We start from the raw sequence: 12,546 nt of genomic DNA on the forward strand, positions 1-12,546 counted from the left end.
AATTATGACCGGCGCCCTCAGGGCCTGGGCGGTAACCAAGGGTTGCTGCAATCCCTCTGCGCGTGAGTGGCCGCTTCTTTCGCGTTCCGTATGCAATCCTCAGTTCACGCAATGGCAGGTACGGCCTTGAATGTCCCCGCACAGGCCGCCTATTCCCGTTTTCACCAACGGCTGCACCGTCGCTATGGCGACGAGCTGAGCCTTTTGCCGCCGGGTCCGCCCGAGCGCGCGTCCATGGAGCAGGCCCTGGCGGCACTGCTGGAGCGTGGCCTGGATCTGTCGGCTGCGCTGCGTGTGCTGCGCCAGCTGGTCATGGAGCGCACCATGGTGCTCGACTGCGAGCAGCAGGCGCCGCTGGCCGTGGTCACGCGCGCCGTGACCGAGCTGGCCGAGCTGGCGCTGGAGCGCGCCTGCATCCAGGCGCGCGCTGAGCTCGACGCGCGCCATGGCGTGCCCCAAGGCCCCGACGGCCGGCCAGTGCAGCTGTGGATCATCGGCATGGGCAAGCTGGGCGCACGCGAGCTCAACGTCTCCAGCGACATCGACCTGATCTACGTCTACGAGCAGGACGGCGACACCGCCGGCCTGCTCGATGGGCGCGGGGTGATCTCCAACCACGAGTACTTCGCGCGCGTGGTCAAGGGCATCTACGGCCTGATCGGCGACACCACCGAGCACGGCTTTGTCTTCCGCGTGGACCTGGCGCTGCGTCCCAACGGGAACTCGGGGCCTTCGGCCGTCTCGCTGGCCTCGCTGGAGGAGTATCTGCAGACCCATGGACGCGAGTGGGAGCGCTTTGCCTGGCTCAAGAGCCGCGTCGTGGCGCCCATGGACTGCGTGCGCTCCCAGCAGGTGCAGGCGCTGCGTGCCGTGGTCCTGCCCTTTGTCTTTCGCCGCTACCTGGACTACGCGGTCTTTGATGCGCTGCGCTCGCTGCACCGCCAGATCCGCGAGCATGCGGCGCGGCGCAGCGCGGGCCATCCGGGCCGCTCCAATGACGTCAAGCTCTCTCGCGGCGGCATCCGCGAGATCGAATTCACCGTGCAGCTGCTGCAGGTGGTGCGTGGCGGTCAGTTCCCCGAACTGCGCTGCCGCCCCACGCTGGAGGCGCTGGGCCGCCTGGCGCGCGCCGGCCTCATGAGCCAGGAAGTGGCCGACGCCCTGGGCTCGGCCTACACCTTTTTGCGCCGTGTCGAGCACCGTATCCAGTACCTGGACGACCAGCAGACCCATGTGCTGCCCACCCGCGACGATGACCTGGAATGGATTGCGCGCACCATGGGCTTTGCCGATGCCTGCGCCTTTTTGCACCAGCTCGATGCCCATCGTGAAAAGGTGGCCGAGGAATTCGACACCCTGCTGGGCGGCTCGGCCCAGCCCCAGTGCGGCTCGGGCCGTTGCAACGGCGCGCGCAGCCCCGCCCAGGGCACGCCGCGCGAGATAGACGGCCTCATGGAGCAGTTGCCGCCAGCCCTGGCCGCCCATGTGGCCGACTGGCGCGGCAATGCCCGCATCGCCAACCTGCGCGACGAGGCGCGCGGCCGGCTGTTTCGACTCGTGCAGCGCACGGCGCAATGGGTGGCCGAGCGCAGCGTGCCCGAAGACGCCGCGCTGCGCTTTCTGAACTGGCTGGAGCCGCTGCTGCGCCGTGAAAGCTATCTGGCCCTGCTGCTGGAGCGCCCCGCCGTGCACGAGCGGCTGCTGGACCTGCTGGGCGCGGCACGCTGGCCCGCGCGCTACCTGCAGCAGCACCCGGGCGTGATCGACGAGCTGGCCAACGAAGCCATGCTGGGCGAGCGTTTCTCGCCCATGGACTTCGAGCATGAGCTGGCCCTGCGCCTGGCCGCGCTGCAGGCCACGGGCGAGGACGATGACGAAACCCTGCTGAACCTGCTGCGCCGCGCCCACCATGCCGAGGTCTTTCGCACGCTGGCGCGCGATATCGAAGGCCGCATCACGGTCGAGCAGGTGGCGGACGATCTCAGCGCACTGGCCGACTGCGTGCTGCGGGTGACGGCCAGCTGGTGCTGGAGCCGGCTCAAGAACCGCCACCGCGAGTCGCCGCAGTTCGCCATCATCGGCTACGGCAAGCTGGGCGGAAAGGAGCTGGGCTACGGCAGCGACCTGGACATCGTCTTCGTCTTCGATGACGAAGACGAACACGCCTCCGAGATCTATGCCGCCTTTGTGCGCAAGCTCATCAACTGGCTGGCCGTCAAGACGGGCGAGGGCGACCTGTTCGAGATCGACACCGCGCTGCGCCCCAACGGCAACTCGGGCCTGCTGGTGACCAGCTTCGCCTCCTATGCCAACTACCAGCAGCAGCGCGGCAGCAACACGGCGTGGACCTGGGAGCACCAGGCCATGACGCGGGCGCGCTTCGTGCTGGGCAGCGACGATCTGCAGGCCCGCTTCGATGCCGTGCGCGAGGCTGTGATCACCGCGCCTCGCGACGCCTCGGCGCTGCGCGACGAAATCGTCGCCATGCGCGAACGCGTGCGCGGCGCCCATCCGGTGCGCGGCGGCCTGTTCGATGTCAAGCACAGCCCGGGCGGCATGGTCGATGTGGAATTCGCGGTCCAGTACCTCGTGCTCTCGCAATCGGCCTCGCACCCGGAACTGATGGCCAACCTCGGCAATATCGCGTTGCTGCAGCGCGCCGAACAGGCAGGATTGATCCCGGCCGGCGTAGGCCAGCAGGCGGCCCGGGCCTATCGCGAACTGCGCCGCCTGCAGCACGTGGCACGGCTGGATGAGCGCTCGGCACAGCTGGTGCCAGGGCAGGCCGAGCCGCTGAGTGCGCCCGTCAAGGCCTTGTGGGATGCGGTTTTCGCCAACGCCGTTGCGGCTTGACGATGTGAAGCAAAGAAGGCGGCTTGCGGCTGCGAACGCCTTCACTTCAGCATCCGTGGAAATTGGCCTACAGCAGGATCGCGGGCATCCTCAAAATGTTACATTTTTCCTGCCCACGACCCCTGGAACTTCTGCAAAAGTAGCTCATCTATTGAACAGCTTGTTGAGAGAGAGTATCCAGACCGAATTTCACGTTGCGAAGCCTCTGGGGCCACAGTCCTGAACTGTTCCGCCCGAAGCGCTTCTCCTCCCTCCCTCTCTTTATTCGTTTCGGGATGCTTCGCAACTTTTTTATGCCAGCAAAAAGGCCACCCATCGGGTGGCCTTTTTGCATTCCCGGGCTGGTGCGGCGTCAGGGCTGGGGAGGGCGCGTGGCTGCAAAACTGGCACGCTCGGCCAGCTTGGCCTGCAGTGCGGCCAGATTGGGGTGGTCGGCGCGCCAGTCCAGCTCGGGAAAGCGAAAGTCCAGCCAGCCCAGGGCACAGCCCACGCACACGTCGGCCAGGGTGAAGTGGATGCCGCAGCAATACGGCTTGTCGCCCAGGCCCTGGGACATCACGTTCAGTGCAGCCCGCACCTTGGCAAGCTGGCGGTCTATCCATGCCTGGCAGCGCTGTTCTTCGCTGCGGCCATCCCAAGTGGCTTCGAGGCGGGCCAGCGCCCCGGCATCCAGCAGGCCATCGGCCAGTGCTTCCCAGGTCTTGATCTCGGCGCGCTCGCGCCCCGTGCCGGGGATCAGCTTGCCTACCGGGGAAAGTGTGTCCAGATATTCGACGATCACGCGCGAGTCGAACATGGCATCGCTGCCGTCCATGACCAGGCGCGGCACCTTGCCCAGCGGGTTGCCGGTGCCGGGCGACAGCTCGCGGCTCCAGGGGTTTTCCTCGACGAACTGATAGTCGAGCCTTTTCTCTGCCAGTACGACGCGTACCTTGCGTACGTAGGCGCTGGTGGAGGAACCTATCAGTTTCATGGCAATTTTCCGTGGCGAAGAGGCGGCCCATGGGCGGGCAGCAGATTCTATGCGCTGCCCGGCGATCTCCCCCTCGGCCCCCGTTTTTGCCGCGCGCACCTACAATCACGGCCCATGAATCTGCCGCACATCTCCGCCCTGTCCCCGCTCGACGGCCGCTACGCCGCCAAACTGTCTCCTCTGCGCCCGATCATGAGCGAGATGGGATACATGCACCGCCGCGTGCAGGTGGAGGTCACCTGGTTCATCGCCCTGTCGGATGCCGGCTTTGCCGAGTTCAAACCCCTGTCCGAAGGCGCGCGCGTCTATCTGCAGGACCTGGTGAAGAACTTCTCCGAGGCCGATGCCGTGGCCATCAAGGACATCGAGAAGACCACCAACCACGACGTCAAGGCCGTGGAGTACTGGATCAAGGGCAAGTTCGACGGCCGTCCCGAGCTGCTCAAGGCCGCCGAATTCGTGCACTTTGCATGCACCAGCGAAGACATCAACAACACCAGCCACGCGCTGCAACTGCGCGCCGGCCGCGACAGCGTGCTGCTGCCTGCAATCTCCGGCATCACGGCCAAGCTGCGCGAGATGGCCCATGCCTATGCTGCCGTGCCCATGCTCAGCCGCACGCACGGCCAGACCGCCAGCCCCACCACCGTGGGCAAGGAAATCGCCAACGTGCTGGTGCGCCTGGAAAAGGCAGCCGCGCGCATTGCCGAGGTCAAGCTCCTGGCCAAGATGAACGGCGCCGTCGGCAACTACAACGCCCACCTTTCCGCCTGGCCCGAGTTCGACTGGGAAGCCTTCAGCAAGAACGTGATCGAGTCGCCGGAACCCCAGGGTCTGGGCCTGAGCTTCCAGCCCTACTCGATCCAGATCGAGCCGCATGACTACATGGCCGAGCTGTTCGACGCCATCGCGCGCGCCAACACCATCCTCATCGACTTCTCGCGCGATGTCTGGGGCTATGTGTCCCTGGGCTACTTCAAGCAGCGCCTGAAGGCCGGCGAGATCGGCTCCTCGACCATGCCGCACAAGGTCAACCCCATCGACTTCGAGAATGCCGAAGGCAACCTGGGCCTGGCCAACGCCCTGCTCAAGCACCTGGCCGAAAAGCTGCCCATCTCGCGCTGGCAGCGTGACCTGACCGACTCCACCGTGCTGCGCAACATCGGCGTGGCCATGGGCTATGCCACGCTGGCCTACAGCTCGCTGATGACCGGCCTGAACAAGCTCGAACTCAACGAAGAGCGCCTGCAGGAAGACCTGGACAACGCCTGGGAAGTCCTGGCCGAGCCCATCCAGACCGTGATGCGCCGCTACGGCGTGCAGGGCGCCTACGAAAAGCTCAAGGAAGTCACGCGCGGCAAGACCGTGCAGGCCGAAGACCTGCACCGCCTGATCAACGGCCTGGAAATCCCCCAGGCCGACAAGGACCGCCTGCTGGCCATGACGCCTGCCTCCTATGTGGGCAAGGCGGCCGAGCTGGCGCGCCGCGTCTGAGTTGGTGCAAGTGGCCCTAGGGGCTGGGACTGCCCTGCGCTCCAATAATTTCGACGCATTCAGGCTGCTGGCAGCCTTGCTGGTCATCTGGAGCCACCAGTTCGCGGTCCTTGGGTTACCGATCCCAAAGCTGCTTTACGACGAGCCTGGGGCCGTGGGCGTCGTCATCTTTTTTGCCATCAGCGGCTATCTGGTGACGCTATCCTGGCTGGCAGATCCCCATCTGGGTCGATTCGCTACTCGCAGGGTGCTGCGTATATGGCCGGGTCTGACCGTGGCTGTGGCCCTGTGTGCCCTGGTGCTGGGGCCGCTGGTGAGTTCGATCCCCTTGAGGGTGTATCTGGAGCAGCCGCTGACCTGGGGATATTTCAGCAATCTCTGGCTGCAGATTCGATATGAGCTGCCTGGCGTATTCGAGATGAATGTGATCCGCGCCGCAGTCAACGGGCCGCTGTGGACCATTCCACTGGAGGTCGGCTGCTATGTGATGCTGGCTGTGGCGGGCGCTCTGGGCTTGCTGCGTTGGCGCTATACCGCACCCTTGGTCTTTGTGGCATTGATGGTGGCGCTGTGGCGGCGTTACAGCATCGAGCCTGGCGAGCCCATTCCTGAATGGTCGTTCGCGCTGCAGTATGCGATGGTGTTCTCGCTTGGCGCCACGCTGGCGTGCTGGCGCCATCTCTGGATCTCCCGGCGGATGCTGGCCCTTGCCTTATTGCTGGCCGGCTGCGTGCTGCTGCATGCCAAAGGACCTCTGATCCTGGTGCTGCAAGCGCCTTTGCTGGCAATGGCCGTGCTCGCGGTGATACTGGGCTCCGCCAGCACACCCCTGCTGCGACAAGCTGGTCGCTTTGGTGATTTGTCTTACGGCCTGTACATTTACGCCTTTCCCGTTCAACAGACAGTGGTCTGGTACTTTTCAGGCCGGATCGGTTTTGGAGCGGCGCTGGCCTGCAGTCTTGTGGGGGCTGGCCTATTGGCGATGCTGTCCTGGCACCTTGTTGAAAAGAAGGCGCTGGTCTTCAAGCCACGCAAGCCGGCTGTCTCATCCTCCCTCGATATTCCTGCGCATCTGTCCTCCTGATGGCCATGCGCTGTCCCTGGTTTTCTCATGGCCCTCAAATCCACCATCTTCAAGGCGAACCTGTCCATCGCCGACATTGACCACGGCTACTACGCCGACCATGCGCTGACCCTGGCTCGCCATCCCAGCGAAACGGACGAGCGCATGATGGTGCGCCTTGTGGCCCTGGCCCTCAATGCCCACCAGCTCAGCGACATGTGCAACGGCGACGGCACGCTGGCCTTTGGCGCGGGCCTGTCCGATCCCGAGGACCCCGATGTCTCGCTGACCGACTTCACGGGAGCCAAGCGCCTGTGGATCGAGGTCGGCCAGCCCGAGGAAAAGCCCATCGCCAAGGCATGCAACAAGTCCGATGCCGTAGTGCTCTACGCCTTCCACCATGCGGCGGAAGTCTGGTGGAAAGGCCTGGAAGGCAAGCTGGCACGACTGAACAAGCTGCAGGTCTGGCGGATTCCCTCCGAAACCTCCCAGTCGCTGGCGGAGCTGGCCGAGCGCAGCATGCAACTGCAGGCCACCATCCAGGAAGGCGCATTGACGCTCAGCAGCAATCTAGGCACGGTCTTCATCGAGCCGCTGCGCTGGAAGTAGCCGGGCACTGGCCCAAGCAAGCCACTGTCTCAGTCAGGCAACTGCATCCGGACGGCCTGGGCGAAGGACTCCACCGTCCAGCCCGCGCCCAGCAGCATGCGGCGAGTGGACAGCCGGTCCATGACATCGTCGGGCACATTGCAGCCCAGATGGATCAGCGACTTGCTCTCCGTGATGCCCACATAGCGGCCGTCATAGCTGCGCGCCAGATGGTTCCACAGGCCGTGGGCACCCGGCGACTGGCGTGCGCCGCTGACGAGGCAGGTGCCCGTATCGAGCACGCTGCGGTAGACGGCGCTGGCGATGCCGCGCCGCTGGTAGTCCGGCGCAAAGCGCGAATGGGGCGAGCGCACGCGGCGGTCGGTGCGCTTGTCCACTTCGACCAGGCGATTGAACACCGTGTAGCCGGCCAGGCAGCGCCGCTCCATATCCTCCACGTAGGCAAACCATTCGCCGTCGGCCTCCCGCCAGTGCAGCTGGAACTGCGGATCGTGAAGCGGACGTCGCTCCAGGCCGTGCAGCTTGTTGCCGGGCTGGTACAGGCGCTCATGAATGGCTTCGAGCTCGCCCTCCACCAGCGGCTGCATCACGTCGATGCGCAGTTCGGTGACGTGGTGCGGCCGCAAGCGGGCCGAGGCGCGATGCGCCACGGCATCACGCAGATGGCGCCAGAGGGAGGAAAACGAGGGCCCGGCTGGGGCAAAGGCTAGACAGGTCACGGCAAAGCTCGCTTTGTCGGCAGGCCTTGTGGCCCGGCAGACGCGTGAAAACCCAACCGCCTTCAGTTTCAAGGTGAAGGCGGCGCAAGAAGAGCGGATTCAGTGAAGCGACGCTGCCCGGTTCCGCGCAGGGCAGCGCATCAAGACCGTGCGGCCTGTCTGGGGCCGATGTTCAGCCGCGCTGCATCGCGCTCGCGCAGGCGAGCGGCCGTGGCAGGCCAGGCCTTGCCGGCCGGCACGCGCGCGCTCCCCGCATCACTTGCCGTGAGGCGCATGCAGGGGCGGGGGCGGCGGTGGCTGGAAGCGGCGGTCTGCAGCATGGGGACTGATGTTAGGCCGCCTGCAACATCGCACTGGTTCGGTGCGATATACGGCAATCAGCCGGGTTTGCGCGATATGTCCGCGCGCTCGGCCGCACGCTCTGCATAGCGGGTAAAGCGCCAGGAGTCGCCTTCTGTCGTGATCCTGCGCCATACGGCACGCTTCTGTGGTGGCTCCATGGCGGTCCACATCTGCACTTCGTCGAAGCTGCGGCCACAACCCTTGCATTTCTCGTCGCCCTGGCTGGTGGAGCAGATGGCGATGCAGGGCGTATCGGGGGTGGTGTCGTACCAGGCCAGCCAGGCTGCCATGGCGTGCGAGGGAAAGCCCTCAACCTGCACTTCGGTCTCATGCCAGAAGATCATCAGCGCGTACACCTCGGCCAGGGCCCGTACTTCGGGCTGCAGCAGCACGCCGTCCGGGGACGGGTGGCGCTCTCGCCAGTAGTTGATGGCGGCTTCGATATCGGTGATGTGCAGTGCGGTCATGGACGGGCAAGGGGAAGGGACAGCGATGATAAGGCGCATGCCAGTCCTCGGCCGGGCACTGCTGCAACACTCCATCAACTTCAGGGTTGCTATGAATAGTGAAGCGTTGGGGGCAGATGTATAAAAGGAGTGCGGGATGTGTTGCTTGTGCTTTCCGTGGAATTGAAGGGTTTTTTCACTTGCGTGCCGCAGCGGCTTTGTGTTGCAATCCGCAGGTTCGAAGGGGAGTAGCTCTCTGCCGGCAGGGGTGGTTGCAAAGCCACCGCGCCGGCATCGGAATGGTCGTCAATACGAAGCGCAAGCTTCCGGCCTTCCGGGCTGCGGTGCATACCGCAGCCGAGCAAGACCTTTGATGGACCTGATGACGGTCGATCAAGGTGTTCTCCCCTGAGCCAGGCATGTCCTTGCCCGGGTAGGCGCTGTGTCGTCGCATCGGTCTTTCTGTGCTGGTGGGTGTTTCTCCAGGAGGGAGGAGTTCCCGCCGGCCGTACTCAACAGCGAGGACCTTATGGACTTGGACTTTCTGACTCACGCCCCGTTCTGGGTGGCCCTGGGCCAAATCATCATCATCGACATCCTGCTGGGCGGGGACAACGCGGTCGTGATCGCGCTGGCCTGCCGCAAGCTGCCGCCCGCGCAGCGCAAGAAGGGCATCATCTGGGGCACGGCTGGCGCCATCATCCTGCGCGTCATCCTGATCGCCTTCGCGATGACGCTGCTGGCGCTGCCCTTCCTGAAGTTTGTCGGCGCACTGCTGCTGGTGTGGATCGGTATCAAGCTGATTGCGCCTGATGAAGATGGCCATGACAACATCCAGGGCAGCGACAAGCTGCTGGCGGCCATCAAGACCATCATCGTCGCCGACCTGGTGATGAGCGTGGACAACGTGATCGCCATCGCCGGCGCCGCACAGAGCTCGGGCGAACACCAGCTGCTGCTGGTCGTGCTGGGTCTGTTGATCTCCATCCCCATCATCGTCTGGGGCTCGCAGCTCGTGATCAAGCTGATGGAGCGCTTCCCCATCATCATCGTGGCCGGCGGCATGCTGCTGGGCTGGATTGCCGGCGGCATGCTGGTCACCGACCCCGTCTTCGCCAATACGGAGAAGTGGGACTGGATGGTCAAGCTGCCCCAGACCGACATGCTCAAGTACGGTGCCAGCGTGTTCGGAGCCCTGCTGGTGCTGGCACTGGGCAAGTACATCGCTTCGCGCCGTCCTGCTCCCAAGGCGGATGCCCACGGAGCTTGATTTCCTGAAAAGTTGAGGTTGGCGCCGGGTTGGCCTGTCTGGCCTCCCGCGCCGATTCGCGACAATCCAGTGCAAGGGCGGCTTTGACCGCCCGCCTGTCCCACCCCGCAAACCCAGTTCGACAAGGACTTGCTTTGAACCCCATCATCGTCTACGTGGATGACGCTTCCTACGCTCTGCCTCTGGTCCAGGCCCTGGCCGCCTCGCCGCAGGCCCAGTCCTCGCACTGGTTGCTGGTGGCCTGCGCACCGCGCATAACCCACCGTGTCAGCAAATGGGTGAGCCACAGCGCACGCGAAAGCTGGCGCGGCAAGTGGGCCGACAAGCTGTTTGCCCAGTTGCTGCCGGTGTTCGGTGACAGTGCAGGCCGAATCACGCCGGTGCTGGCCAAGGGGCCGCTGGCCGAACTGGTGGCCCAGCTCCAGCAGGAGCATGGCGCGGCCCAGATCGTCGATGCGCGCCGCCCCAAGCAGGAAGCCACGGCCCCAGCCGTGGCGCCTGCAGCCCCGCTGGGCCGGCGCTGGAATCTTCCGGGAACGCTGGCGGCCATCGGCGCGCTGATGGGCTTGGTGTTCGAGGAAGCGATGGTCTAAAGGCTTGCATCTGCCTGGCTGCTCTGGTCAGGCGATCACTGTCAGGACGGCATCCCGGAAAACGGGATGCCGTTTTTCATGGAGTTCTCCGGTCCACGGTTCCCAGTGCGCCGCCTCAACCCGGATCTGCTGGCTGCTGCTATGCTGCCCGCATGAAAATCCTGATCAAATGGCTGCTCAGCGCCGGTGCCCTGCTGGTCGTGGCCTATCTCTATGGTGGCGTGCAGGTCAACAGCTTCAGCTCGGCCATGATCGCGGCGCTGGTCATCGGCCTGCTCAACGCGGTGCTGCGGCCCATCCTCGTGGTGCTGACGCTGCCCGTGACCATCGTGACGGTCGGGCTGTTTCTCTTCGTGGTCAACGGACTGATGTTCTGGGCAGCCTCGGGCCTGCTCAGCGGCTTTCATGTCGCGGGCTTTTGGGCGGCCATGCTGGGCGCGCTCATCTACTCGCTGCTGGGCCTGGCCATCGAGTCACTTCTCGCGCGCCTGTTCCCTTAGCAGCTCCTCCACGGCACGCAGCCGCGTGTCCACGATGGAGGCTTCAATGAAATCCACCTTGGGCCCGCCCTTGCGGGCCAGTTCCTGCGCTGCCTTGAAGCGATCCACCGCGGCCGCATAGTCGTAGTGCGCGACCTGGGCCTCGGCCTCGGCGCGCAGCGCGCGCAGCTCCTGGCCCTGAGAGCGCTGAACCTGGGCCAGCAGTTGCCAGGCGCTGGCATCGCGCGGGTGGTCCGTCACCCAGGTCTGCAGCGGGCCTGCCATGCTGGCGGCGCCCTGCTCGCGCAGCAGGATCTGTGTGCGCATCAGCAGCTCGGGCCGGCGCACCGCACGGCTTTCGACCACATTGACGGTGGCCAGACTGGGGCCGCTTTCCGTTGTCTTGGCGGGGACGGATTCCGTTGTCTTGGCGGGGACGGATTCCGTGGGACTGGCCTGGGCAGGTGCGGCTGCAGGCAGGTAGAGCGGTGGCAATGCCTGCAACGCGGCGCCGGGCTTGCCGGCCGTCAGCTCCAGTTCGGCCTGCAGCAGCTTGGCCTGCCGCAGGGCGCCGGGATCGGCGGCCGTGGCCGCTTGAAGGCGCCCGGACATTTCCCGCGCCTCGGCCCAATCGCGCAATTGCACGGCGCTCAGCGTGGCGGCATACAACTGTGCCACCTGCTGGGTCGGTGTTTGGCTCCCAAAGCTGGTGGAGCGCGGCAGCTCGGCCCACTGGCGCAGCACGTCCACGCCCGGGCGCGACAGCACGCGGGCCCGTGCGGCCATCATCACGTGTTCCAGGGAAGGGGCGGGCGCGGGCGCAACGCCGCGTGGCAGGCGTGAATGCATGTCGGCCATGCGCTCCGTGGTCAGCGGATGGCTGCGCAGATAGGGCCAGCTGCCGTTGTCATTGAGCCGATTGGCCTGCTGCAGCTTGTCGAACATGGTGACAAAGCCCTGAGGCGCAAAGCCCGCAGGCGCCATCAAGCCATAACCCATGCGGTCGGCCTCGCGTTCCATGTCGCGAGAGAAGTTCAGCTGGTTCTGCACGGCCAGCGCCTGGCCGCCCATCATCATCGCCATGGCGGCATCCGGGCTGCGGCTGGCGGCCAGGGCGCCCAGGATCATCGAGCCGATCATCAGCGGCGTCTGCTTGCCCTGCTGGGCAATGAGACGCGCAATGTGGCGCTGGGTGACGTGGCTCAATTCATGCGCCAGCACCGAAGCCAGTTCGTCGCGCGTGCTGACCACGCCGATCAGTCCCAGGTGCACTCCCAGATAGCCGCCGGGCAGCGCAAAGGCGTTGACCGAGCGGTCCCGCCCCAGCAGGATCTCCCAGGCAAAGCGCTCTTCCAACTCGTCCGACAGCTCGCCACGCGTGCGCGCCGCATCAACCAGGTGCTGCCAGATGCCTTCCACATACTCCTGCAGTACCGCATCGTCGATGTAGTCCGGATCGCGGTAGAGAGAGCGGATGATGCGGTCACCCAGGCGCCGCTCGTCACTGGTCGTCGTGGCCGCGCCGTCGCCCAGCGTGGGCAGGCGCAACTGGGCCTGTGCGGGTGCATGCGTTGCGATGGCGAGAGAGGCCGCCAGCAACTGCAGGCCGACGGCGATACGTGTCTTCAGGCGTGATGGGCGCATGGGCAGGTAAGAACCAAGGGGCCGGGCCCGTGCATAGGCACGGGGCGGTGGAACACCCCAC

The 12,546-nt window shown here is 65.3% G+C and carries 12 protein-coding genes; 7 read left to right on the forward strand and 5 right to left on the reverse strand.

What is annotated here, in order from left to right; translation table 11 throughout:
• The first annotated feature begins 111 nt into the window (after window positions 1–111).
• A complete protein-coding gene (glnE, locus tag ACF8NF_RS05275; protein WP_392450396.1) occupies window positions 112–2,853 on the forward strand; it encodes a bifunctional [glutamate--ammonia ligase]-adenylyl-L-tyrosine phosphorylase/[glutamate--ammonia-ligase] adenylyltransferase in 2,742 nt (913 codons plus the stop codon).
• Window positions 2,854–3,205: 352 nt separating this feature from the next.
• On the opposite strand, the gene ACF8NF_RS05280 is transcribed toward glnE, so the two are convergent.
• Window positions 3,206–3,826 (reverse strand): glutathione S-transferase family protein, encoded by a 621-nt coding sequence (locus ACF8NF_RS05280; RefSeq protein WP_016449378.1) that lies wholly within the window; start codon window positions 3,824–3,826, stop codon window positions 3,206–3,208.
• A gap of 114 nt (window positions 3,827–3,940) precedes the next feature.
• Here ACF8NF_RS05280 and purB point away from each other — a divergent pair, with 114 nt between their 5' ends.
• From purB to ACF8NF_RS05295, 3 genes are read left to right on the forward strand one after another with little or no spacing between them, the layout of a single operon-like run.
• The gene (purB, locus tag ACF8NF_RS05285) at window positions 3,941–5,320 is read left to right on the forward strand and encodes an adenylosuccinate lyase (RefSeq protein ID WP_017404067.1); all 1,380 of its coding nucleotides are present in this window, start codon (window positions 3,941–3,943) and stop codon (window positions 5,318–5,320) included.
• The gene (locus tag ACF8NF_RS05290) at window positions 5,283–6,404 is read left to right on the forward strand and encodes an acyltransferase family protein (RefSeq protein ID WP_392450201.1); all 1,122 of its coding nucleotides are present in this window, start codon (window positions 5,283–5,285) and stop codon (window positions 6,402–6,404) included. Before purB ends, ACF8NF_RS05290 begins: the two co-directional genes overlap by 38 nt.
• A gap of 27 nt (window positions 6,405–6,431) precedes the next feature.
• Window positions 6,432–6,992 (forward strand): YaeQ family protein, encoded by a 561-nt coding sequence (locus ACF8NF_RS05295; protein WP_017404069.1) that lies wholly within the window; start codon window positions 6,432–6,434, stop codon window positions 6,990–6,992.
• A 29-nt stretch (window positions 6,993–7,021) separates the two neighbouring features.
• Here ACF8NF_RS05295 and ACF8NF_RS05300 read toward each other — a convergent pair whose 3' ends face one another.
• From ACF8NF_RS05300 to ACF8NF_RS05310, 3 genes are all read right to left on the reverse strand, one after another.
• Window positions 7,022–7,711, reverse strand: coding sequence for a hypothetical protein (locus ACF8NF_RS05300; RefSeq protein ID WP_047328054.1), 690 nt, complete (start codon window positions 7,709–7,711; stop codon window positions 7,022–7,024).
• A gap of 140 nt (window positions 7,712–7,851) precedes the next feature.
• Window positions 7,852–8,031: a hypothetical protein gene (locus ACF8NF_RS05305; RefSeq protein ID WP_047328055.1), complete on the reverse strand. Its 180-nt coding sequence runs from the start codon at window positions 8,029–8,031 to the stop codon at window positions 7,852–7,854.
• A 57-nt stretch (window positions 8,032–8,088) separates the two neighbouring features.
• Window positions 8,089–8,520 (reverse strand): DUF3717 domain-containing protein, encoded by a 432-nt coding sequence (locus tag ACF8NF_RS05310; protein ID WP_017404072.1) that lies wholly within the window; start codon window positions 8,518–8,520, stop codon window positions 8,089–8,091.
• 508 nt (window positions 8,521–9,028) lie between these two features.
• On the opposite strand from ACF8NF_RS05310, the gene ACF8NF_RS05315 reads away from it, so the two are divergent.
• The 3 genes from ACF8NF_RS05315 to ACF8NF_RS05325 all read left to right on the forward strand — a co-directional run bounded on the left by ACF8NF_RS05315 (window position 9,029) and on the right by ACF8NF_RS05325 (window position 10,862).
• Entirely contained in the window at window positions 9,029–9,769 is a 741-nt protein-coding gene (locus ACF8NF_RS05315; RefSeq protein ID WP_016449385.1) for a TerC family protein, read from the forward strand.
• Window positions 9,770–9,903: 134 nt separating this feature from the next.
• Window positions 9,904–10,362, forward strand: coding sequence for a hypothetical protein (locus ACF8NF_RS05320; RefSeq protein WP_016449386.1), 459 nt, complete (start codon window positions 9,904–9,906; stop codon window positions 10,360–10,362).
• Window positions 10,363–10,514: 152 nt separating this feature from the next.
• Window positions 10,515–10,862: a phage holin family protein gene (locus ACF8NF_RS05325; protein ID WP_012202791.1), complete on the forward strand. Its 348-nt coding sequence runs from the start codon at window positions 10,515–10,517 to the stop codon at window positions 10,860–10,862.
• On the opposite strand, the gene ACF8NF_RS05330 is transcribed toward ACF8NF_RS05325, so the two are convergent.
• The gene (locus ACF8NF_RS05330; protein ID WP_392450202.1) at window positions 10,836–12,485 is read right to left on the reverse strand and encodes a M48 family metalloprotease; all 1,650 of its coding nucleotides are present in this window, start codon (window positions 12,483–12,485) and stop codon (window positions 10,836–10,838) included. The genes ACF8NF_RS05325 and ACF8NF_RS05330 overlap by 27 nt on opposite strands.
• Between the last annotated feature and the right edge of the window lie 61 nt (window positions 12,486–12,546).

The sequence above is a fragment of the Delftia sp. WSY_22 genome (genome assembly GCF_043104185.1).
GTDB classification, from domain to species: domain Bacteria; phylum Pseudomonadota; class Gammaproteobacteria; order Burkholderiales; family Burkholderiaceae_C; genus Comamonas; species Comamonas tsuruhatensis.

Bases quoted from the DNA above. Each gene is read 5' to 3' on its own strand.
- ACF8NF_RS05290 (WP_392450201.1), top strand. From the start codon at position 5,283: ATGTGGGCAAGGCGGCCGAGCTGGCGCGCCGCGTCTGAGTTGGTGCAA.
- purB (WP_017404067.1), top strand. From the start codon at position 3,941: ATGAATCTGCCGCACATCTCCGCCCTGTCCCCGCTCGACGGCCGCTAC.
- ACF8NF_RS05325 (WP_012202791.1), top strand. From the start codon at position 10,515: ATGAAAATCCTGATCAAATGGCTGCTCAGCGCCGGTGCCCTGCTGGTC.
- ACF8NF_RS05280 (WP_016449378.1), bottom strand. From the start codon at position 3,826: ATGAAACTGATAGGTTCCTCCACCAGCGCCTACGTACGCAAGGTACGC.
- ACF8NF_RS05315 (WP_016449385.1), top strand. From the start codon at position 9,029: ATGGACTTGGACTTTCTGACTCACGCCCCGTTCTGGGTGGCCCTGGGC.
- ACF8NF_RS05310 (WP_017404072.1), bottom strand. From the start codon at position 8,520: ATGACCGCACTGCACATCACCGATATCGAAGCCGCCATCAACTACTGG.
- glnE (WP_392450396.1), top strand. From the start codon at position 112: ATGGCAGGTACGGCCTTGAATGTCCCCGCACAGGCCGCCTATTCCCGT.
- ACF8NF_RS05295 (WP_017404069.1), top strand. From the start codon at position 6,432: ATGGCCCTCAAATCCACCATCTTCAAGGCGAACCTGTCCATCGCCGAC.
- ACF8NF_RS05330 (WP_392450202.1), bottom strand. From the start codon at position 12,485: ATGCGCCCATCACGCCTGAAGACACGTATCGCCGTCGGCCTGCAGTTG.
- ACF8NF_RS05305 (WP_047328055.1), bottom strand. From the start codon at position 8,031: ATGCTGCAGACCGCCGCTTCCAGCCACCGCCGCCCCCGCCCCTGCATG.